This window comes from Nonomuraea sp. NPDC049784, assembly GCF_040659615.1.
Classification (GTDB): Bacteria; Actinomycetota; Actinomycetes; order Streptosporangiales; family Streptosporangiaceae; genus Nonomuraea.
In genome coordinates, this window is sequence record NZ_JBFAMX010000159.1 from 1 (window position 1) to 19,838 (window position 19,838).

At 70.5% G+C, this 19,838-nt stretch carries 18 protein-coding genes and 1 pseudogene; 17 read left to right on the forward strand and 2 right to left on the reverse strand.

Annotated elements, in window-relative coordinates; translation table 11 throughout:
- The 13 genes and pseudogenes from AB0J09_RS28505 to AB0J09_RS28565 form a co-directional block, all read left to right on the forward strand.
- Positions 1-1,409 (forward strand): annotated as a pseudogene (locus tag AB0J09_RS28505) (DEAD/DEAH box helicase); the annotation flags it as partial.
- Between the two features lie 73 nt (positions 1,410-1,482).
- Positions 1,483-2,088: a TetR/AcrR family transcriptional regulator gene (locus tag AB0J09_RS28510; protein WP_360697536.1), complete on the forward strand. Its 606-nt coding sequence runs from the start codon at positions 1,483-1,485 to the stop codon at positions 2,086-2,088.
- Complete coding sequence (locus AB0J09_RS28515) at positions 2,085-2,837, forward strand: ABC transporter ATP-binding protein (protein ID WP_360697539.1); 753 nt, start codon at positions 2,085-2,087, stop codon at positions 2,835-2,837. Before AB0J09_RS28510 ends, AB0J09_RS28515 begins: the two co-directional genes overlap by 4 nt.
- Positions 2,828-4,594 carry a hypothetical protein gene (locus tag AB0J09_RS28520; protein ID WP_360697541.1) on the forward strand — a complete coding sequence of 589 codons (1,767 nt, stop codon included), beginning with the start codon at positions 2,828-2,830 and terminating at the stop codon, positions 4,592-4,594. Before AB0J09_RS28515 ends, AB0J09_RS28520 begins: the two co-directional genes overlap by 10 nt.
- A complete protein-coding gene (locus AB0J09_RS28525; RefSeq protein ID WP_360697544.1) occupies positions 4,566-4,769 on the forward strand; it encodes a hypothetical protein in 204 nt (67 codons plus the stop codon). Before AB0J09_RS28520 ends, AB0J09_RS28525 begins: the two co-directional genes overlap by 29 nt.
- Before the next feature lie 215 nt (positions 4,770-4,984).
- Complete coding sequence (locus AB0J09_RS28530) at positions 4,985-5,659, forward strand: GntR family transcriptional regulator (RefSeq protein ID WP_360697547.1); 675 nt, start codon at positions 4,985-4,987, stop codon at positions 5,657-5,659.
- 90 nt (positions 5,660-5,749) lie between these two features.
- Positions 5,750-7,366 carry an ABC transporter substrate-binding protein gene (locus AB0J09_RS28535; protein WP_360697549.1) on the forward strand — a complete coding sequence of 539 codons (1,617 nt, stop codon included), beginning with the start codon at positions 5,750-5,752 and terminating at the stop codon, positions 7,364-7,366.
- Positions 7,366-8,325 carry an ABC transporter permease gene (locus AB0J09_RS28540; protein ID WP_360697552.1) on the forward strand — a complete coding sequence of 320 codons (960 nt, stop codon included), beginning with the start codon at positions 7,366-7,368 and terminating at the stop codon, positions 8,323-8,325. Before AB0J09_RS28535 ends, AB0J09_RS28540 begins: the two co-directional genes overlap by 1 nt.
- Positions 8,318-9,145: an ABC transporter permease gene (locus AB0J09_RS28545; RefSeq protein WP_360697554.1), complete on the forward strand. Its 828-nt coding sequence runs from the start codon at positions 8,318-8,320 to the stop codon at positions 9,143-9,145. Before AB0J09_RS28540 ends, AB0J09_RS28545 begins: the two co-directional genes overlap by 8 nt.
- Positions 9,142-10,107, forward strand: a complete 966-nt coding sequence (locus AB0J09_RS28550; RefSeq protein ID WP_360697557.1) for an ABC transporter ATP-binding protein — start codon at positions 9,142-9,144, stop codon at positions 10,105-10,107. The genes AB0J09_RS28545 and AB0J09_RS28550 overlap by 4 nt, the downstream gene beginning before the upstream one ends.
- Positions 10,104-11,072 carry an oligopeptide/dipeptide ABC transporter ATP-binding protein gene (locus AB0J09_RS28555; RefSeq protein WP_360697560.1) on the forward strand — a complete coding sequence of 323 codons (969 nt, stop codon included), beginning with the start codon at positions 10,104-10,106 and terminating at the stop codon, positions 11,070-11,072. Before AB0J09_RS28550 ends, AB0J09_RS28555 begins: the two co-directional genes overlap by 4 nt.
- An 11-nt stretch (positions 11,073-11,083) precedes the next feature.
- Positions 11,084-12,877, forward strand: a complete 1,794-nt coding sequence (locus tag AB0J09_RS28560; RefSeq protein ID WP_360697562.1) for a gamma-glutamyltransferase family protein — start codon at positions 11,084-11,086, stop codon at positions 12,875-12,877.
- Positions 12,874-13,614, forward strand: coding sequence for a sulfite exporter TauE/SafE family protein (locus AB0J09_RS28565; protein WP_360697565.1), 741 nt, complete (start codon positions 12,874-12,876; stop codon positions 13,612-13,614). The genes AB0J09_RS28560 and AB0J09_RS28565 overlap by 4 nt, the downstream gene beginning before the upstream one ends.
- Positions 13,615-13,662: 48 nt before the next feature.
- Here the strand turns inward: AB0J09_RS28565 and AB0J09_RS28570 are convergent, their stop codons facing one another.
- On the reverse strand, positions 13,663-14,313 hold the full coding sequence (locus AB0J09_RS28570; protein ID WP_360697568.1) for a M15 family metallopeptidase: 651 nt from the start codon (positions 14,311-14,313) through the stop codon (positions 13,663-13,665).
- 12 nt (positions 14,314-14,325) lie between these two features.
- Complete coding sequence (locus AB0J09_RS28575; RefSeq protein WP_360697571.1) at positions 14,326-15,474, reverse strand: ROK family transcriptional regulator; 1,149 nt, start codon at positions 15,472-15,474, stop codon at positions 14,326-14,328.
- A 137-nt stretch (positions 15,475-15,611) separates the two neighbouring features.
- Between AB0J09_RS28575 and AB0J09_RS28580 the strand changes: the two genes are divergently transcribed.
- The 4 genes from AB0J09_RS28580 to AB0J09_RS28595 all read left to right on the forward strand — a co-directional run.
- Positions 15,612-16,940 carry an extracellular solute-binding protein gene (locus AB0J09_RS28580; RefSeq protein WP_360697574.1) on the forward strand — a complete coding sequence of 443 codons (1,329 nt, stop codon included), beginning with the start codon at positions 15,612-15,614 and terminating at the stop codon, positions 16,938-16,940.
- A 5-nt stretch (positions 16,941-16,945) separates the two neighbouring features.
- Positions 16,946-17,938 (forward strand): sugar ABC transporter permease, encoded by a 993-nt coding sequence (locus AB0J09_RS28585; RefSeq protein WP_360697577.1) that lies wholly within the window; start codon positions 16,946-16,948, stop codon positions 17,936-17,938.
- Complete coding sequence (locus tag AB0J09_RS28590) at positions 17,938-18,789, forward strand: carbohydrate ABC transporter permease (protein WP_360697579.1); 852 nt, start codon at positions 17,938-17,940, stop codon at positions 18,787-18,789. The genes AB0J09_RS28585 and AB0J09_RS28590 overlap by 1 nt, the downstream gene beginning before the upstream one ends.
- Positions 18,790-18,855: 66 nt before the next feature.
- On the forward strand, positions 18,856-19,838 hold a 983-nt coding region (locus AB0J09_RS28595; RefSeq protein ID WP_360697582.1), incomplete at its 3' end, for a glycoside hydrolase family 3 protein.

The window sequence follows — 19,838 nt, forward strand, 5'->3', positions numbered from 1 at the left end:
CCTCGTCCGGGCGGGTCGTGAACGGCGAGTTCCGGCCCGGTGGGCGGGGCGAGGAGTGGTGCGACGCCGGCGTCCTGCGGATGTTGCGCCGCAGGTCGCTGGCGAGGCTGCGCAAGGAGGTCGAACCGGTCGCGCCGGAGACCCTCGCCCGGTTCCTGCCCGCCTGGCACGGCATCACCGGCTCAAGCGGCGCGGCGGCCGGCCGGGGGGCGAGCGAGGCGGCCCGGGCCATGGACGCGCTGGTCCGCTCGATCGAGCAGCTCCAGGGGGCCGCGGTGCCCGCGTCCGCGCTGGAGACGCTGGTGCTGCCCTCGCGAGTGCCCGGCTACCACCCGGCGCTGCTCGACGAGCTGACCTCGTCGGGCGAGGTGATGTGGGCGGGTCAGGGGTCGCTGCCCGGTGGCGATGGATGGGTGTCGCTCTACTACGCCGACACCGCGCCGCTGCTGCTCCCCGAGCCCGCCGAGATCACGATGACGCCCCTGCACGAGCAGGTGCTCGAGCTGCTCGGCGGGGGCGGCGCGCTGTTCTTCCGGGGCATCTCCGACCAGCTCGGCTCGCTGGACGACGCGACGCTGGCCGCGGCGCTGTGGGACCTGGTGTGGGCGGGGCGGGTCTCCGGTGACACGCTGGCCCCGTTGCGGGCCACGCTCGGCACCGGCCGTCCCGCGCACCGGCCCGCCACCACGCGCAGGCGCCGGGCCGTGCTGCCGAGCAGGAGCGGCCCTCCCACCGTGGGCGGCCGATGGTGGCTGCTGCCCGCGCCCGCCGCCGACGCGACCCAGCGGGCCCACGCTCAGGCCGAGGTGCTGCTGGAGCGGCACGGCGTGGTGACCAGGGGCGCGGTGACGTCCGAACGGCTGCCCGGCGGGTTCACCCCCGTCTACCAGGTCTTGCGTGCGTACGAGGAGAGCGGGCGGTGCCGCCGGGGCTACTTCGTCGAGGGGCTGGGAGGCGCGCAGTTCGCGCTGCCGGGAGCGGTCGACCGGATGCGCGCCATGGCGCCTGGCATCGCGCCGGCCGCACATCAGGAGAACGCACGGTCCCGGGCCGTGGTGCTGGCTGCCGCCGACCCCGCCAGCCCGTACGGCGCCGCGCTCCCCTGGCCGCAGCACCCGGGCGACCTTGGGCACAAGCCGGGCAGGAAGGCCGGGTCGCTGGTCGTGCTCGTGGACGGCCACCTGGTGCTCTACGTCGAGCGAGGCGGCAAGACGCTGCTGTCGTTCGCTGACGACGAGCGGCTGCAGCCCGCCGTCGACGCGCTCGCGCTGGCCGTGCGGGACGGCGCACTCGGGAAGCTGACCGTGGAGCGGGCCGACGGCGCCTCCATCATCGATTCACCGCTGGCGGCTGCCCTGGAGTCGGCCGGGTTCCACCCCACACCCCGCGGGCTGCGCCTACGCTCCTGACACGCGCCCTACGGCTTTTGGACGCCATTGAAAGGCCTTCCAAAAATTTGAATGACTGTTTAAAGTTCTGAATGTGACGTCAGGAAGTCGCACGTTCATCGAAGAGGCCCGCAGGGCCCAGATCATCGCGTGCGCCATCGAGGTGCTGGCCGAGCAGGGGTACGCGCACACCACCCTGGCCCGGATCGCCAAGCAGGCGAAGATCAGCACCGGCGTGATCTCGTACCACTTCGGCGGCAAGAAACAGCTCATCGAGGCGGTCGTCGCCGAGGTCGCCAGGCTGGCCACGGACATGATGGTCCCCCGGATCCTCGCGCAGCCCACCGCGACCGAGGCCCTGCGCGCCTACCTCGAGAGCAACCTCGACTTCATGCGCGAGCACCGCACGCCGCTCCTGGCCCTGATGGAGATCATCACGCACATGCCGGGCGAGGAGGGCGGCCCTGGGCCGTACGCGGAGCAGGCCGAGGTCGCCATCACGGACCTGGAGAAGGTCCTCGACTGGGGCCGGCAGACCGGCGAGTTCCGCGACTTCGACAAGCGCAGCATGGCCATCACCATCCGGGGCGCCGTCGACGCCGTGCCGTCGCGCATCGTCCATGAGCCCGACCTCGACCTCGACCTGCTCGCCCGCGAGCTCGTCACCACCTTCACGCTCGCCACCAGGAGAAAGCCTTGACAGCAGCAGCCTTAGAGATCAGCGGCCTGGCCAAGACGTTCGGCGAGAAGATCGCCGTCGACCACGTGGACCTCACCGTTCCCCAGGGCTCCTTCTACGGCCTGGTCGGACAGAACGGCGCGGGCAAGACGACCACGCTGTCCATGGCCGTCGGCCTGCTCAGACCCGACGGCGGCACGGCGCGGATCTTCGGCGCCGACGTGTGGTCGGACCCGGCGCGGGCCAAGCAGCTCGTGGGCGTGCTGCCCGACGGGCTGGCCATGCCAGAGCGGCTCACCGGGCGCGAGGTGCTCACGTACCTCGGCCTGCTCAGGGGCCTGAGCAAGGAGGTGGTGGCCGAGCGGGCCGAGGAGCTGCTGTCGGTGCTGGAGCTGGACGAGGCCGAGAAGACGCTCGTGATCGAGTACTCGACCGGCATGCGCAAGAAGATCGGCCTGGCCACGGCGCTGCTGCACGCGCCCAGGCTGCTGGTCCTGGACGAGCCGTTCGAGGCGGTGGACCCGGTGTCGGCGGCGACGATCAAGGTGATCCTGCGCGGCTTCGTGGCGGGTGGCGGCTCGATCGTGCTGTCCAGCCACGTGATGGCGCTGGTCGAGCAGCTCTGCGACCACGTGGGCGTGATCGACAAGGGCCGGGTGGCGGCGGCGGGCCCGCTCGACGAGGTACGCGGGGCGGCCACGCTCGAGGACAGGTTCGTGGAGCTGGTCGGCGCGGACTCCACCGGCACCAAGGGGCTGTCATGGCTGTAGCGCTGACCCTGGTCAGGATGAAGATCGCCGTTCTGCGCCACTCCACCAAGGGCCAGCGCGGCGGCATGATGGCCTCGGGCGGCGTTCTCGGGCTCCTGCTCGCGGCCGGCACGATCTACCTCGCCTTCCAGGACGGCGACTGGCTGGCCGCCGCCTACGCCGTGTGGATGCTCGGCTGGATCATCGGCCCGGTCTTCTCCGGCGGCGGCGACGAGACGCTGCGGCCGGAGTTCTTCGCGCCGCTGGGGCTGCCCGCGTGGCGGATGGCGGCGGGGCTGCTGGTGTCGGCGTTCGTGGGCGTGGCGCCGGTGATCAGCCTGGTCGCCCTGGCGGGGCTCGTCTTCGCGGCCTCACCGGGGAACGTGCTGGTGGCGGTGCCCGCGATGGTGCTGCAGCTGGCGATCTTCGTGCTGCTGTCGAAGGTGGCCGTGGGGCTGCTGGGCATCGCGCTGCGGTCCAGGGTCGGGGCGATCGGCGCGGGGCTGATCAACGGGGCGGTGCTGGCGTTCCTGGGCCAGGCGTGGGTGTTCGCGGTGGCCTTCGGCCAGGGCGGCCGGATCCCGGCGTTCGTGCGTTATCTGCCGTCGGGGTGGGGGCTGCTCGCCGTACAGGGTGAGTACCTGGCGCTGCCGGCGATGGCGGTGCTGATCGTGCTGCTGCTCGCGGCGTGGGCGGCGCTGCTGGCCGGGCGGACGGGCGCGGACCGGCCCTCGACGCGGGGCCGCCGTCCGATGCGGGCCACCACCGCGCAGGAGGCGGTGGTGGCCAAGGAGCTGCGTACGTGGTCGCGCGACCTGGTACGCAACCACCAGCTCACGTTCGCGCTGGCCTACGGGGTGTTCTTCGCGGGCGCGCCGCTCGCGCTCGGCTGGACGGGCATGCTGCCGTGGGCGGCGCCGATCTTCATCGTGATGGCCGCGGCCATGACCGCCAACCTCTACGGCACCGACGGCACCGCGCTCTGGCTCACGCTCATGACGCCCGGCGCGTCCGACGTGCGCGGCAGACAGCGGGCCTGGCTGGTGACCGTGGGCCCGGTCGCGGTGCTCCTGGCGGTGGCGTTGACGCTGGTCACGGGCGGTCCGTGGCCGCTGATCCTGGCGAGCGTGGCGGCGCTGCTGGGCGGCGCGGCGGGGCTGGTGCCGCTCATCTCGGTGTACGCGCTGGTGCCCGGCACCGATCCGCAACGGCGCGGCGGCAATCCGCTGCGCACGAGCGAGGACGACGGAGCCCTGACGGGCTTGGCCTATCTGACGATGCTGCTCGTGGCCCTGACGGGTGCGCCTGCCGTCGTGGCGGCCCTGCTGTACGGCTGGTGGGGCGTCGCGGCCGGGCCGGCGACGGGCGCGCTGTGCTACTGGGGCCTGGGCCTGCTGGCGGAGCGGCGGCTGGCGGCGCGGGGGCCCGAGCTGCTGCACATGATGCGCACGGGGCGGCGGCCGGAGAGCGGCGGCGGCACGGCGTTCAAGCTGCCCGATCTGCCGAAACCTCAGCGGACGATCGTGATGACATGCCTGTCGCTCGGCGCGATCCCGCTGTTCCCCCAGGGCATCGTGGCCGCCGCCTTCCTGGCGAACGACCGGCTGAGGATGTCGTGGTTCCTGGCCACGTACATGCCGCCCGGGCTGCGCTGGCCGACGGCCGTTCTCATGATCCTCATTGGCCTGGCCATGTACGGAGTGGGCCTGTGGATCCCCTACCGGGCCAAGCAGCGGGTAAAACCGGTAGATGGCTCCACTGAAGCGCTTACGCGCTGACCTCAGCACCGGCAAGAACCTCGAGATCTGCCTGACGGCACTCATCGCGCTGGTGGTCGGCGTGCTCGGCGTCTTCGACATCGTGGACACCAAGGTCGTGGGCGCCGCGACGCCGGCCACGCTCGCCCTGGTCACCGTCAACGCGCTCGGCCTGACGTCCGCCTCGCGGGAGTGACGCTGAGTCGCACCGTGCGCGCCCACCTCGAGCTCGGCACGCACAGCACGGCCGGCCGCGATCCGGTCTTCACGCTCACCCCAGCCGCGACCGTTTCTGGTGCGAGCACTTCAAGGAGGAGTTCGGCCGCCTGTGGGAGGTAGGCAGGCCGGCGACCGAGGCCGACTGGCACCCGGGCCGCGAGAACTGATCCCGCTGTATACGATTGTCGCCTCATGACTGATTTAACACTGGGCGCGACTCACCGGACCTTGCGCGACGAGGTGACCAACGAGCTGCGGCGCCGCATACTCTCCGGCGAGCTGGCCCAGGGCGAGCGGCTGGTCGAGGACCGGCTGGCCGCCTCGCTCGGCGTGTCGCGCAACCCCGTGCGCGAGTCCATCCGGGTGCTGGCCGCCGAGGGATTCGTCGAGGTCGTGGCCAGGCTCGGCGCCACTGTCGCGCGCCTGTCCGCCGCGGAGGGAGAGGAGCTCTTCGACGTGCGCATGGCGGTCGAAGGGCTGGCGGCGCGGCTGGCCGCGCGCAAGCGGACGCCCGGGTCGGCCGAGCGGCTGCGGCGGGTGCTCGATCAGGCCAAGGAGGCGGTGGACAGCGGACGGCTGGAGGAGGTGGCCGACCTCAACACCGCCTTCCACCTGGCCGTGGGCGAGGCGGCGGGCAACTCGTACCTCAGCCTGATGATGAAGCCCATGCTCCTGCGCGCGCAGTGGGTCTTCAGCCAGACCGCCGCCGTACGCGGGCCGCACTCCTGGTCGGAGCACCTGAGCCTGTGCGAGGCCATCGCGGCGGGCGACGAGGACGAGGCGCAGGCCAGGGCCATCGCGCATGTGGCCGCCGCCAGGCGGTCGTTCCTCGCGGCCGCACACAGGACAAAACACCTGAACGATTAGAAAACGGTCAGATAACAACGTGTAGTCACGAAACACCGGTGAAATGTCAGGTCTTGTATACAGTCTCCTAAACGTTTCAACGGAGGCCCCATGAGACCGTCCCCCAGGTTGGCCGCGGCACTCGCCGTTCTCCCCCTCGCCCTGGCGGCTTGCGGCGGAGGCGGGTCCAGCAGCACGCCCGCGGCCCCGCCTTCCATAGCCGACGCCTCTGCCGACAACCGGCCCGTCAAGGGCGGCGGCACGCTCAATGTGGCGCTCAGCGCCGACCCCGACGCACTGGACCCGAGCATCTCGACCACGCTGGTGGGCCGCGAGGTGTTCGCGAACATGTGCGAGAAGCTCTACGACATCGACGCCCAGGCGGCCCTGGTCCCGCAGCTGGCCAGCGCCTTGCCCGAGGTCTCCGGCGACGGCAAGGAGGTGACGATCAAGCTCCGCGAGGGCGTGAAGTTCAACGACGGCACGGCGTTCGACGCCGAGGCCGTCAAGAAGTCGCTGGATCGGCACCGCACCTGGGAGAAGTCCGCACGCCAGGCCGACCTGGCCGCGGTGTCCAAGGTCACGGTGGTCGATCCCACGACGGTCAAGCTCACGCTGACGCAGGCGTTCACGCCACTGACCGCCCAGCTCGCCGACCGCGCCGGCATGATCATGTCGCCCAAGGCGCTGGACGCGGGGAACGACAACTTCGGCGCCAACCCGGTCTGCGTCGGGCCGTTCAAGTTCGCCAGCCGCACCTCCGGCAGCCAGATCGTGCTGGAGAAGGCACCCGACTACTACGACGCCGCCAAGGTCAAGCTGGACAAGCTCGTATACAAAATCATCGTGGACCCGAACGTGCGGGCCGCGAACCTGAAGTCCGGCGACGTGCAGGTGGGCGACAACCTCGCCACCACCACGGTCAAGGGCGTCCAGAGCGACCCGAACCTCAAGGTCGTGTCCGGCGGCGGCCTCGGCTACTACGGCATCACGATCAACACCGGCAACGCCAACGGCTCCACCGAGAAGCCGGGCACGGTCAACACGGCGCTGGCCAAGAGCCCGCAGCTGCGTGAGGCGTTCGAGCTGGCGCTCGACCGCGACGTGATCAACAAGACCGTCTACAACGGACTGCACGAGCCGGACTGCTTCCCGGTGCCGATGAAGAGCCAGTTCCGGGCCGCGGACCTGCAGTGCCCCAAGCGTGACCTGGCCAAGGCCAAGCAACTCGTGCAGGCCTCCGGCGTGCCGACCCCGGTCCCGGTCACGCTCACCAGCCCCAACGACGCGGTCAACGTCCGCCTGGCGCAGGTCATCCAGCAGATGACCAAGGAGGCGGGCTTCAACGTGAGCGTGCAGAGCGCCGAGTTCGTCAGCGCCCTCGAGCAGGGCAAGTCCGGCAAGTTCGACGTCCTGCTGAACGGCTGGTCGGGCCGCGTGGACCTCGACGGCAACCTCACGAACCTCATCACGAGCCGCGGCAGCAACAACTACAGCGGCATGTCCGACCCGGGCATCGACGACCCGATCAAGCAGGCCGCCGCCGAGACGGATCCGGCCAAGCGGGCCGAGCTCTATGCCGCCGCCATGAAGAAGGCCGCTGAGGTGCGCGGAGTCCTGTACCTCTACCACAACAAGTACTACCTGGGCATGAGCAAGAACGTGGCGGGAGTCCAGTACTTCGAGGACGGCCTGCCGCGCTTCGTCACCGCCGGATTCACCGCCTGATGCTCTGGTTCATCCTCCGACGCTGCGGATCCGCGGTGATCGTGCTGTTCCTGGCCAGCGTCCTGATCTTCCTCGGGATCAGGGCGCTGCCCGGCGACCCGGCCGCGGTCATGGCGGGCCAGGAGGCCTCGCCCGCCGTGGTCGAGGCCATCCGGCACGAGTTCGGCCTGGACAAGCCGCTGCCCGCCCAGTACCTCGACTACGTCGGCCAGACCCTGACCGGCAACTTCGGCCGCTCGACGCAGGACCAGCTCCCGGTGATCGACATCCTCGCCGAGCGGCTGCCGGTGACGCTGGAGTTGTCGGCGCTGGCCATGCTGGTCGCCATCGTCGTCGGTGTCGGGACCGGCATCGCAGCGGCCGTCCGGCGCGGCCGGCTCGCCGACTACGTGGCCACCGGGTTCGGCCTGGCCGGGCTGTCGGTACCGCACTTCTGGCTGGGCATGCTCGGCATCCTGCTCTTCGCCGTCACGTGGCGGATCCTGCCCGCCTCCGGGTACGTCCCCTTCACCCAGGATCCCGTGCAGAACCTCCAGCGCATGATCCTGCCCGCCCTCGTGCTCGGCACCGGCTTCGCCGCCATCCTCATGCGGCAGACCCGCTCGGCCATGCTGGGCGCGCTGTCCGCCGACTACGTCAGGACCGCCAGGTCGAAGGGCCTGTCCGAGGCGAAGGTCGTGGGCGCGCACGCGCTGCGCAACAGCCTGACGACCGTCGTCACCGTGCTGGGCCTCCAACTCGGCGCGCTGATCAGCGGCGCCGTGGTGACCGAGCAGATCTTCGTGATCCCCGGTTTCGGCAAGCTGACCGTGGACGCGGTGCTGACCAGGAACTACCCGGTCATCCAGGCCGTCGTGCTGATCACGGTCATCGGGTACGTGCTGGTCAACCTGCTGGTCGACGTCGCCTATGCCTTCCTCAACCCCCGGATCAGGCTGTCAGGGGGTGCCCGTGACTAAGTTGTGGCGCCGCTTCAGAAGGCGGCCGATGCCGATGGCCGGGCTGGTGCTGGTGGTCGCGTTCGTGCTGCTGGCCCTGATCGGGCCGCTGGTGACCGGCGACCCGGCCGCGCAGGACTACCTGGCCACGCTCGCGCCCCCGTCGGGCGCGCACCCGATGGGCACCGACGATCTGGGCCGCGACGCGTTCGCCAGGATCGCCCACGGCGCGCAGGTGTCCCTGCAGGCCGGGGTGCTCTCCACGCTGCTGGCGATGGTCGTGGGCATCCCGATCGGCCTGGTGGCCGGGTTCTACCGGCGCTGGCTCGACCCCGTGGTGATGCGGCTGGTGGACGTGACGCTGGCGTTCCCGTTCCTGGTCTTCGCGGTGGGACTGGCGGCGATCATCGGGCCCTCGCTGAAGGGCGTGGTGTTCGCGCTGGGCTTCTCGCAACTCCCCGCCATCATAAGGATCACCCGCGGCGAGGTGCTGGCGGTCAGGGAGATGGACTACGTGGCCGCGGCCATCGCCGACGGCGCGGGCGACGGGCACCTCATCTTCCGTTACGTGCTCCCGAACTGCCTCAACCCGCTCATCGTGCAGGCCACCGTGGCGATCCCAGGAGCGATCATCGGCGAGGCCACGCTGTCGTTCCTGGGGCTCGGCGTGCAGCCGCCCACACCCTCGTGGGGCGTGATGCTGACGACCGCGCAGCAGTACCTGAGCGACGCGCCCTGGCTGGCCATCTGGCCCGGGGTCATGATCGCGCTGGCCACGCTCGGCTTCAACCTGCTCGGCGACGGGCTGCGTGACGTTCTGGACCCGAGGAGCGCCCGATGAGCCTGCTGGAGATCACGAACCTCACCGTCGACTTCGACACCGAGGACGGCCTGGTGCAGGCGGTCAGGGACATCTCGCTCACACTGGACGAGGGCGAGATCCTGGCGCTGTGCGGCGAGTCGGGCTGTGGCAAGTCGGTGACCGCGATGTCGGTGCCCAGGCTGCTGCCGCCCGACACGACCAGGCTGTCCGGCTCGGTCAGGCTGGACGGGCGCGAGCTCACCGCGCTCCCCGAGCGGGACATGCGACAGGTACGCGGCAAGGACGTCTCGGTCGTCTTCCAGGAGCCGATGACCTCGCTGAATCCGTCGTTCACCGTCGGATACCAGATCACCGAGGTGCTGCGCAGGCACGAGCGCCTTTCGCGCCAGGCGGCCGCCGGCCGGGCCGTCGAACTGCTGGAACTGGTCGGCATCCCGGCGCCCCAGCGCCGCATGAAGGAGTATCCGCACCAGCTCTCCGGCGGCATGCGCCAGCGCGTGATGATCGCGATCGCGGTGGCCTGCTCGCCCCGGGTGCTGATCGCCGACGAGCCCACCACGGCGCTCGACGTGACGATCCAGGCGGGCGTGCTGGACGTCTTCCGCGACCTGCGGGACCGGCTCGGCACGGCGATCATCCTCATCACGCACGACCTGGGGGTGGTGGCCGACATCGCCGACCGGGCCGTGGTCATGTACGCGGGCCGCGCCGTCGAGCAGGCCTCGGTGGCCGAGCTGTTCGCGAACCCGCGTCATCCGTACACGCTGGGCCTGATGAACGCGCTCCCGTCCGCGGCCGTCAACGGCAGGCTGGCCGAGATCCCCGGCATGGTGCCCTCGCCGCTGACGGACCCCGACGAGTGCGCGTTCCAGGCCCGCTGCCCGCGCGCCCAGGACGACTGCCGCGCGGCCAGACCCCCGCTCGAACGGCACGCGGACGGCCATCTGGCGGCCTGTTTCCACCCGGGAGGCAAGCGATGATCCTGCGCATCGACAACCTGGTCAAGCACTACGGCCAGGTACGCGCCGTGGACGGCCTGTCGCTGGAGATCGGCCAGGGCGAGGTGCTTGGCCTGGTCGGCGAGTCCGGCAGCGGCAAGTCCACGGTCGGCAAGTGCGTGCTGCGCCTCACCGAGCCCACCTCGGGCACGATCGAGCTGGATGGCCGCGACATCACCCACCTGTCGCGACGGGCCATGCGCCCGCTGCGCAGGGACGTTCACATGGTCTTCCAGGACCCCTTCTCCTCGCTCAACCCGCGTTTCACGATCGGCCAGATCGTCGCCGAGCCGCTGCTCAGGCACAAGGTGGCCGGCCGGCGCGAGGTGTCCGAGCGCGTGTCGGCCATGCTGGAGAAGGTGGGGCTGCGGCAGGAGATGCGTTCCCGGTATCCGCACGAGCTGTCCGGCGGGCAGCGACAGCGGGTCGGGCTGGCCAGGGCGCTGATCCTGGAGCCCAAGCTGGTCGTGGCCGACGAGCCGGTGTCCGCTCTGGACGTGTCGGTGCAGGCGTCGGTGCTCAATCTGATGACCGATCTGCAGCGGGACATGGGGTTCTCGTGCCTGTTCATCACGCATGACCTGTCGGTGGTGGAGTTCCTGGCCGACCGGGTCGCCGTCATGTACCTGGGCAAGATCGTGGAGTCGGGTCCGACGGCCGAGATCTTCGCCGCGCCGCGGCACCCGTACACGCAGGCCCTGCTGTCGGCGGCCCCGGTGGCCGATCCGGTCAGGCAGCGCGAGCGGCGTAGGGTCGTGCTCGGCGGCGACGTGCCCAGCCCGGTCGATCCGCCTGCCGGGTGCCGGTTCCACACGCGGTGCCCGCTGGCGTACGACGCCTGCCGTACCGACGAGCCGCTCTTGACCGACCCACGTGGGAGCGGCCACCCGGCCGCGTGCCACCTTGTAACGGCGGACCGCCTCCCCGACGCGGCCGCGAATCTTTAGAAGGAGAGATCTTGTTCACCACCAGGCCCGAACTGTCAGGTGACTTCGGCATGGTCGCCAGCACGCACTGGCTGGCCTCGGCCACCGGCATGGGCGTGCTGGAACGCGGCGGGAACGCCTTCGACGCGGCGGTGGCCGCCGGGTTCGTGCTCCAGGTCGCCGAGCCGCACCTGAACGGCCCCGGCGGCGAGGTGCCGATCCTGCTGTGGAGCGAGGCCGAGCAGAAGGTGTCCGCGGTGTGCGGGCAGGGTGTGGCGCCCGCCGCGGCCACCATCGAGCGCTTCACCGAGCTGGGCCTGGACATCGTGCCCGGCACGGGGCTGCTGGCGGCCACCGTGCCGGGGGCGTTCGGCGGCTGGATGCTCATGCTGGAGCGCTGGGGCACCTGGTCGCTGGCCGACGTGCTGGCGCCCGCGATCCACTACGCCGAGCACGGGGTGCCGGTGCTGGAGCGGGTCGCGGCCACGATCGAGTCGGTCCAAGGATTGTTCAACGATCACTGGCCGACCTCGGCGGCGACCTGGCTGCCCGACGGGAACGTTCCCGCGGCCGGGTCCAAGCTGGCCAACCCGGTGCTGGCCGCCACCTACCGGCGGCTGGTCGCCGAGGCCGAGTCCGCCTCGAGCACCCGTGAGGGCCAGCTCGCCGCCGCCAGGAGGGCCTGGTACGAGGGGTTCGTCGCCGAGGCGATCGCCGAGTTCAGCGCCAAGACTGCCTGGCTGGACAGCTCCGGCGAGGTGCACGGCGGGCTGCTCACCGGCGACGACCTGGCCCGCTGGTCCGCGACCGTCGAGCAGCCTCTTGCGTTCGAGTACCACGGGCACACCGTCTACAAGACGGGGCCGTGGGGGCAGGGGCCGGTGTTCCTGCAGCAGCTCGCCCTGCTGCGGGGCTTCGACCTGGACGCGATGGGCCACCTCAGCGCCGACTACGTCCACACGGTGACGGAGGCCGCCAAGCTCGCCTTCGCCGACCGCGAGGCCTGGTACGGCGACACCGACGTGCCGGTGTCCGACCTGCTCAGCGAGGCGTACAACGCCGAACGACGCAAGCTCGTCGGCGCCGAGGCCAGCCTCGAGCTGCGGCCCGGCGCGCCCGGCGGTCGCGCGCCCAGGTTGCCCGAATTCCCCGCGCCCGGCACGGCGAGCACCGCGCCCGGCATCTCGGGCGCCCGTTCCCCGCAGGGCGTCGGCGAGCCGACCGTGGCCCGCGACGGCACGGTGAAGGGCGACACCTGCCACCTCGACGTCGTGGACCGGCATGGCAACATGGTCTCCGCCACCCCCAGCGGCGGCTGGCTGCAGAGCTCCCCCACGATCCCCGAGCTGGGCTTCTGCCTGGGCACCAGGTCGCAGATGTTCTGGCTGCAGGACGGGCTTCCAGCCTCGCTGCGTCCGGGGACGCGCCCGCGCACCACGCTGTCGCCGTCGTTCGCGCTCAAGGACGGCAAGCCGTGGCTGGCGTTCGGCACACCCGGCGGCGACCAGCAGGACCAGTGGAGCCTGAACTTCTTCCTCACCGTCGTCCACGGCCGCCTGAACCTGCAGGAGGCCATCGACGCGCCCATGTTCCACTCCGAGCACTTCCCCAGCTCGTTCTTCCCGCGCGGCTCCCGCCCCGGCGTGCTGCACGTCGAGGACCGCCTGGACGCCGGCGTGATAGCTGAGCTGCGGCGGCGCGGGCACGAGGTCGAGGCGCAGGGCCCGTGGACGCTGGGCAGGCTCAGCGCGGTCGCCCGTGACGGCGCGTTCCTCAAGGCCGCCGCGAACCCGCGCGGCGCCCAGGGCTACGCAGTCGGCCGATGACCGATCTGCTCTTCCTGTTGGGCGCCGGTCTGCTGGCCGGAGCAGTGAACGCGCTGGCGGGCGGCGGAACGCTCATCTCGTTCCCCGCGCTGGTGGCGCTCGGCTACCCGAGCCTGACCGCGTCCGTGACCAACGCGGTGGCGCTGTGGCCCGGCTACCTGGGCGGCGTGCTCGGTTACCGGGCCGAGCTGCGCGGCCAGCGGCGCAGGGCGACGACGCTGTCGATCACGACCGTGCTGGGCGCGGTCGTGGGCAGCGCGCTGCTCCTGCTCACGCCGGGCAAGCTGTTCGAGTCGCTGGTGCCATGGCTGGTGGCCTTCGCCAGCCTGGCACTGCTGGCCCAGCCGTGGCTGCGTAAGCTCTTCGGCGGCGAGGCCGGCGGGCCGCCCAGCAAGATGGTGTACGCGGGAGTCTTCCTCGGCGGCTGCTACGGCGCCTACTTCAACGGCGGCATGGGCGTGCTGCTGCTGACCGTGCTCGGCATGTTCCTGCACGACAACCTGCATCGTGTCAACGCCGTGCGGGCCACGCTCTCGCTGGTGATCAGCACGGTGTCGGTGGTGGCGTTCTCGCTGTTCGGGCCCGTCCAGTGGCAGGCTGTGGCGGTGGTGGCGCCGGCCAGCCTGGCCGGCGGGTTCCTGGGCACGCGGCTGGCCAGGCTCATGTCCGCCAAGGTCCTGCGCGGCGTCGTCGTCGCGTTCGGCCTGGGCGTGGCCGTGGCGCTGGCCCTGCACTGAGGCCCTTTCAGGACGGTGGTGGCGCACCGCCACCTCCTGCGACGGTTGTCAGATCGGGCCGTACAGCGCGTGGGGGGACCTCGTGGTCATGGCCCAGTAGCGGTCGCCGTAGGACCAGTGCCACCACTCCGTGGGGTAGTTGACCAGGCCGGTCGGCTCCAGGGCGGCGGCGAGGATCTTGCGGTGGGTGCGGGCCTCGGCGGAGATGTTGGGGGCGTCCATGTAGCACGCGCCGTCGCTCTGCTCGGGGTTGTCGTTGACCTGGGTGCCCATGTCGTACTCGACGCCGTCGGGGTCGCACAACGTCAGGTCCACGGCGGCGCCGGCGGTGTGGGGGGCGACCTCGACCGGGGACACATACCGGCTTGCCGCGATATATGCCTCTTCGGGGGAAATTTCGGGGAATGTGCGTTGGAGCTCTGCCCGGTACCCGTCGAAGATCCGGCGCTGCGTCGCGATGGGACGGTAGCCCTCGACGACCAGCAGCCGGAAGCCGTCGGGCAGCACGCGCTGGGCCTGCTCCAAGCGGTCGAGCAGGCCCGAGCGCAGATGCGCGTACGCGCCTTCGTCGTCCGCCAGGCGCCCGTCCACGCGCAGCCGCCCGCGCACGTCGGCCAGCGGTTCACCGCACTCCTGCACGGGAATCTCGGTCACCCGGGGATCGGAGATGAGCACGACATCGTTGGGGGACTGCCACATGGGCAGAAATTCTCACACAGTGTCGGAGAAGACCTGCTCCCGGGCCTGCTCCAGGGCCGCCACCAGCGCACCTCGCAGCACCGGGTTGCCCGCGACCTCGGTCGCGACCACAGTGGGCCGGCTCGGGCACACGCGGGCCACCGCCTCCTGCACCTTGGCGGCCAGCCGCGCGCCGCCCGCCCTGCCGATGTCGCCGCTGAGCACGATCAGGCCGGGATCGAGCACGACGGTCACCGCCGCCGCGCCCACGGCCAGTCGTCCCGCCACCTCGTCCAGGTAGCCCTCGTCGCCGCCGCGCACCAGGTCAGGCACCGTGTTGCCGCTCACGCCGTGCCGCTCGGCCAGGCCGCGCAGCGCGTCGTGGCCCACCAGGCGCTGGAACGAGCCGGACTGCGGCTCCGAGACGTCGGAGGGCAGCGGCTCGCCCGGGACCGGCAGCCAGCCGATCTCACCCGCTCCCCCGCTGATGCCCCGGTGCAACTTGCCGCCCAGCATGACGCCGAGGCCCTGGCCGACACCGGCCCAGATCACCACGAAGTCGTCGTGACCGACGGCGGCGCCGTACTTGTGCTCGGCGAGCGCGACCAGGTTGACGTCGTTCTCGATCGTGACCGAGGTGCCGAGCGTCTGGCGCAGGCTGGCCAGCACGCCGACGTGCCAGTCCGGCAGGTCGTACGACCAGCGCACGTCCCCGGTGGCCGGATCGACCACGCCCCGCGTGCCGATGACGAACGCGCGCAACCGCGACAGGCTGACGTTCGCCGTGTCGCAGGCCCGCTGCACGGCCTCGTGGACCGCCTTGACCGGATCGCGTGCGTCGCAGGGGTCGACCGTGATCTCGACGACCACCTTGCCTGTGATGTCCGCCACAGCGACCTTGAGGCTGTCGGGCAGGACTTCGAGCCCGGCGACGTACGCACTGGAGGGAACGACGGCGTACACGGCGGCGTGCGGTCCCCTGCCGCCCGCGCGCTCGCCCGCGACCTCCACCAGCCCCCTCTCCTCCAGGCGTGCAAGCAGTTGACCTGCGGTTACCTTGGAGAGCCCGGTTCGTTCCCCCAGTTCGGCCCGGGTGAGCGGGCCGTCCATGAGGAGGAGCTCGAGTGCCGCGCGATCGTTCAGCCTGCGCAGCAGCCGGGGGACTCCCGGGCTTCGACTCATTACCGCACCCCTCTCGTCACGAATGGCTAACGAGCGTTTCTTTTAAGAAAGTTTCTTGTTAGTTTAGCAGCCGTCGCTCGACATTGACGATCAGCCTGGTGCGGACCGTAGGCCGGCACCCGGGAAGGGAGAACCCTGTGAGGATCGCGAAGATCACAGCCGCTACGGTCAGTACGGCCGCGCTGGCCCTGGGCCTGGCCGCTTGTGGCTCCAGCGAGGCGCCCTCGTCCTCACCCAGCGCCGCCGCCGCGCCTGCCAGCAGCGGCCCCAAGTACGCGGGCAAGACGCTGACGTTCTGGCGCCTGGGCGACAGCAACCCCGACGCCAAGAAGTACACCGACGAACTGATCGCCGAGTTCGAGAAGGAGACCGGCGCCAAGGTCAACGTCGAGTGGATCCCGTGGCCGCAGGTCAACGACAAGTTCACGGCCGCGGCGGCGGGTGGCGCCGGCCCTGACGTCACCGAGATCGGCAACGACCAGGTCCCGCTCTGGCAGAGCCAGGAGGCCCTGGAGCCGATCAGCGACATCGTCTCGGCCGGCGACCAGGCCCAGATCCCCAAGAACCTGCTGGGTCTCGAGACCATCGACGGCGAGACGTACGCCGTGCCGTGGGGCGGCGGCAGCCGGGCCGTGCTATACCGGGCCGACTGGTTCAAGGACCTCAAGATCGACGTCCCCAAGACCTGGGACGAGCTCGTGGCCGCCGCCAAGAAGATCCAGAAGGCGAAGGGCTCGGACGTCGACGGCTTCGCCTTCAACGGCGGCTCCGACGCCAACCACCTGCTGGGCGCCCTCGCCTGGACCGCCGGCGGCGACTACGCCGTCAAGGAGGGCGACAAGTGGGTCGGCAAGCTCACCGAGCCGGGCTTCAAAGAGGGCTTCGCCCAGTACACCAGCCTGGTGACCGACGGCCTGTCCGGCAAGTCGCGCCTCAACCAGAACAGCGTGGAGATCCGCACCCGCTTCTCCAACAACAAGGTCGGCATGTACCTCACCGCGTCGTGGGACCTGGCCACCATCGCGGAGGAGAGCAAGGGCAAGATCAAGGGTGACAAGCTGGCCTTCTTCCCGCTCCCGTCCAAGGCGGGCGGCGACGCGCAGTCCTTCCTCGGCGGCAACGACATCGCCGTGTGGGGCACCGCGAAGGAGAAGGAGGCGGCCAAGGAGTTCGTGAAGCTGGCCTCCAACAAGCAGTGGGGCGTGAAGTACGCCACCGACGGCGGCCTGCTCCCCGTCTACCCCGAGGCCCTGGCCGCCCTGTCCAGCGACCCGGCGCAGGCGCCGTTCGCCGCCGCCTTCGCCAAGGCCAAGGCCTTCCCCGCCGACCCGCAGTGGACGGAGGCCAACGAGACCAAGGCGGTGCTGCAGAACGCGGCCCGCAAGGTCATCGAGGGCAAGGCGAGCGCGGATGACGCGCTGGCCGCGGCCAACAAGGAACTCGAAGACATCCTCAACGCGTCTTGAGACCTATGACGAACACGTCAACGCTCTCCCGGGGCGGAGGCCACGCCTCCACCCCGGGACGGCGCCGCTCACGCCGCCCGCCGCGAAGCAGCGGGCTCCCTGCCTGGTCGATTCCCTACGTCCTGCTGATTCCGGGATTGCTGGTCATCGGGGCGCTGCTGCTCTACCCGCTGGTGCAGATGGTGATCATCTCGTTCCAGAAGGTGGGGCTCGTCCAGATCTCGGGCAAGAAGCCGGCCACCTGGGTCGGACTCGATAACTTCACCAACATCCTCAAGAACGACATCTTCTGGTCCTCGCTGCGCAACACGGTGGTGTTCGCCGCCATCGCGGTGCCGCTCACGCTGATCCTGGGCACCGCCGTCGGCGTCCTGCTGCACCGGCTCGGCAAGAAGATGTCGCTGTTCGTCATCATCGGCATCATGTTCGCCTGGGCAGTCCCGCCGGTGGCGCAGGGCGTGATCTGGCGCTGGCTGTTCGACTCCGAGGCGGGCATCATCAACTGGGCGCTCAACCTGCTGCCCGCGTGGTTGACCGGCCGGGAGGACTGGTCTGGTCAGCCGTGGCTCAACGACGCCTGGTCCGTCTACATGGTGCTGATCATCTGCGTGGTCTGGGCGGGCTTCCCGTTCATCGCCGTCTCGGTGCTCGCCGGGCTCAAGGGCATCCCCGCCGAGCTCTACGAAGCCGCCAAGGTGGACGGATCGGGAGCGTGGCGCACGTTCAGGAAGATCACCTTCCCGCTGCTGAAGCCGGTGTTCGCGGTGCTGACCGTGCTCTCGATCATCTGGGACTTCAAGGTCTTCGCCCAGTTGTACGTGCTGACCGGCACCTCCAATCGCGAGGCGTACAACCTGTCGATGTACGCGGTGACCGAGGCGTTCAAGGCCCCGCCGAAGATGGGGTCGGGCGCGGCCATCGCGGTGGTGCTGACCGTGATCCTGCTCATCGTCACCGCGGCCTACATCCGGCAGATGTTCAAGCAGGAGGAGCTGTGATGAGCCCGCTGGCCCGCAAGCGCCTGGGCAAGGTCGCGCTCAACGCGGCAGGCGTGCTGGTGTTCCTGGTCGCCATCTTCCCCGTCTACTGGATGGCCTCCACCGCCTTCAAGGCGAACGACCAGATCTTCACCACCGAATTCATCCCTTTCCCCACGCACTTCACTCTCGAGCACATCACGCGGGTGCTCACCGACGGCGTGGCCGGGCACTCCATCTGGCTCTACATGCGCAACAGTGCCATCGTGGCGCTCGGAACGGTCCTGATCGGGGCGGTCTTCTCGCTCCTCTCGGCGACCGCCGTGGCTCGGTTCCGGTTCAAGGGACGCACGGCGTTCCTGGCACTGCTGCTGGTCGCGCAGATGATCCCGGCCGAGGCGCTGGTCATCCCGCTGTTCCTGGGCATCAAGCGCCTGGGCCTGTACGACCAGTTGCTCGGCCTGATCGTCACGCAGGTGGCGCTGACGCTGCCGTTCGGGATCTGGATGTTGCGCACGTTCGTCGCCGCCGTGCCCAAGTCGCTGGAGGAGGCGGCCTGGATCGACGGCGCCAGCCGGTTCACCACCTTCTGGAAGGTGCTCTTCCCGTTGGTGGCCCCGGGCCTGGTCGCGACCAGCATCTTCTCGTTCATCACCGCGTGGAACGAGCTGATCATGGCGCTGTACCTGATCAGCGACCCGACGAAATACACCATGCCCGTCGCCCTGCAGTACTTCTTCGGGCAGAAGGGCACGGACTGGGGCGCCATCATGGCCAGCTCCACGATGATGACGATCCCGGTCGTCATCTTCTTCCTTCTCGTACAACGCCGCATGGTCTCCGGCCTGGTCGCCGGGGCCGTGAAGGGCTGACATCCGCAGGGCGAATGCTTTGTTCGACCCTGCCCATCTTCTGGGCCTGAAATCCGATGAGGAGCCATGAGTCAGAGTGATCGGGGGCTGCGCCGTCTCGCGGCCGGCACACTGCTCGTCGCCTTCCAGGGCACGACCGCGCCCGAATGGGTGCTGCGCGAGCTGGAGCACGGCCTGGGCGGCGTCACGCTCTTCGGCTTCAACGTGGCCGATCCCGGCCAGGTACGCGAGCTGACCACCGCGCTGCGGGGAGCCGGTGAGCCCGTCATCTCGCTGGACGAGGAGGGCGGCGACGTGACGCGGCTGGCGTACCACGTCGGCAGCCCGTACCCGGGGAACGCGGCGCTCGGCGCGGTGGACGACGTCGAGCTGACCCGCCGCGTCTACCGCGCGATCGGCTCCGAGGTGGCCGCCTGCGGCATCAACCTGGACATGGCACCCAGCGCCGACGTCAACACCGAGGCGGACAACCCGGTGATCGGCACCCGCTCGTTCGGCGCCGACCCGGAGCTGGTCGCCAGGCACACGGTGGCGGCCGTGCAGGGCCTGCAGTCGGTGAACGTGGCCGCCTGCGTCAAGCACTTCCCCGGCCACGGCGCGACCCGGGTGGACTCGCACCTGGCGATCCCGGTCGTGGACGTGAGCATCGACGTGCTGCGGGAGCGGGAGCTGGCCCCGTTCCGCGCGGCGGTCGGCGCGGGGGCCAAGTCGGTGATGACCGCGCACGTCGCGGTGCCCGCGGTGACGGGCGAGACGCCCGCCACACTGTCCAGCGCCGCGCTGACCGGGCTCCTCAGGGGCGAGCTCGGCTACGACGGCGTGGTCGTCACCGACGCGCTCGACATGCATGCCATCACCAGGAGCGTGGGGCTGGCCGGCGGCGCCGTGCTGACGCTCGCGGCCGGGGCCGACCTGCTGTGCCTGGGTCCGGTCCCCACGTACGACGACGTCCAGGCCATCATCGCGGAGATCGTCGCATCGGTCCGCGAGGGCCGCCTGTCGCCGGACCGGCTGGAGGAGGCGGCGGCGCGGGTGGCGGCAGATCGGAA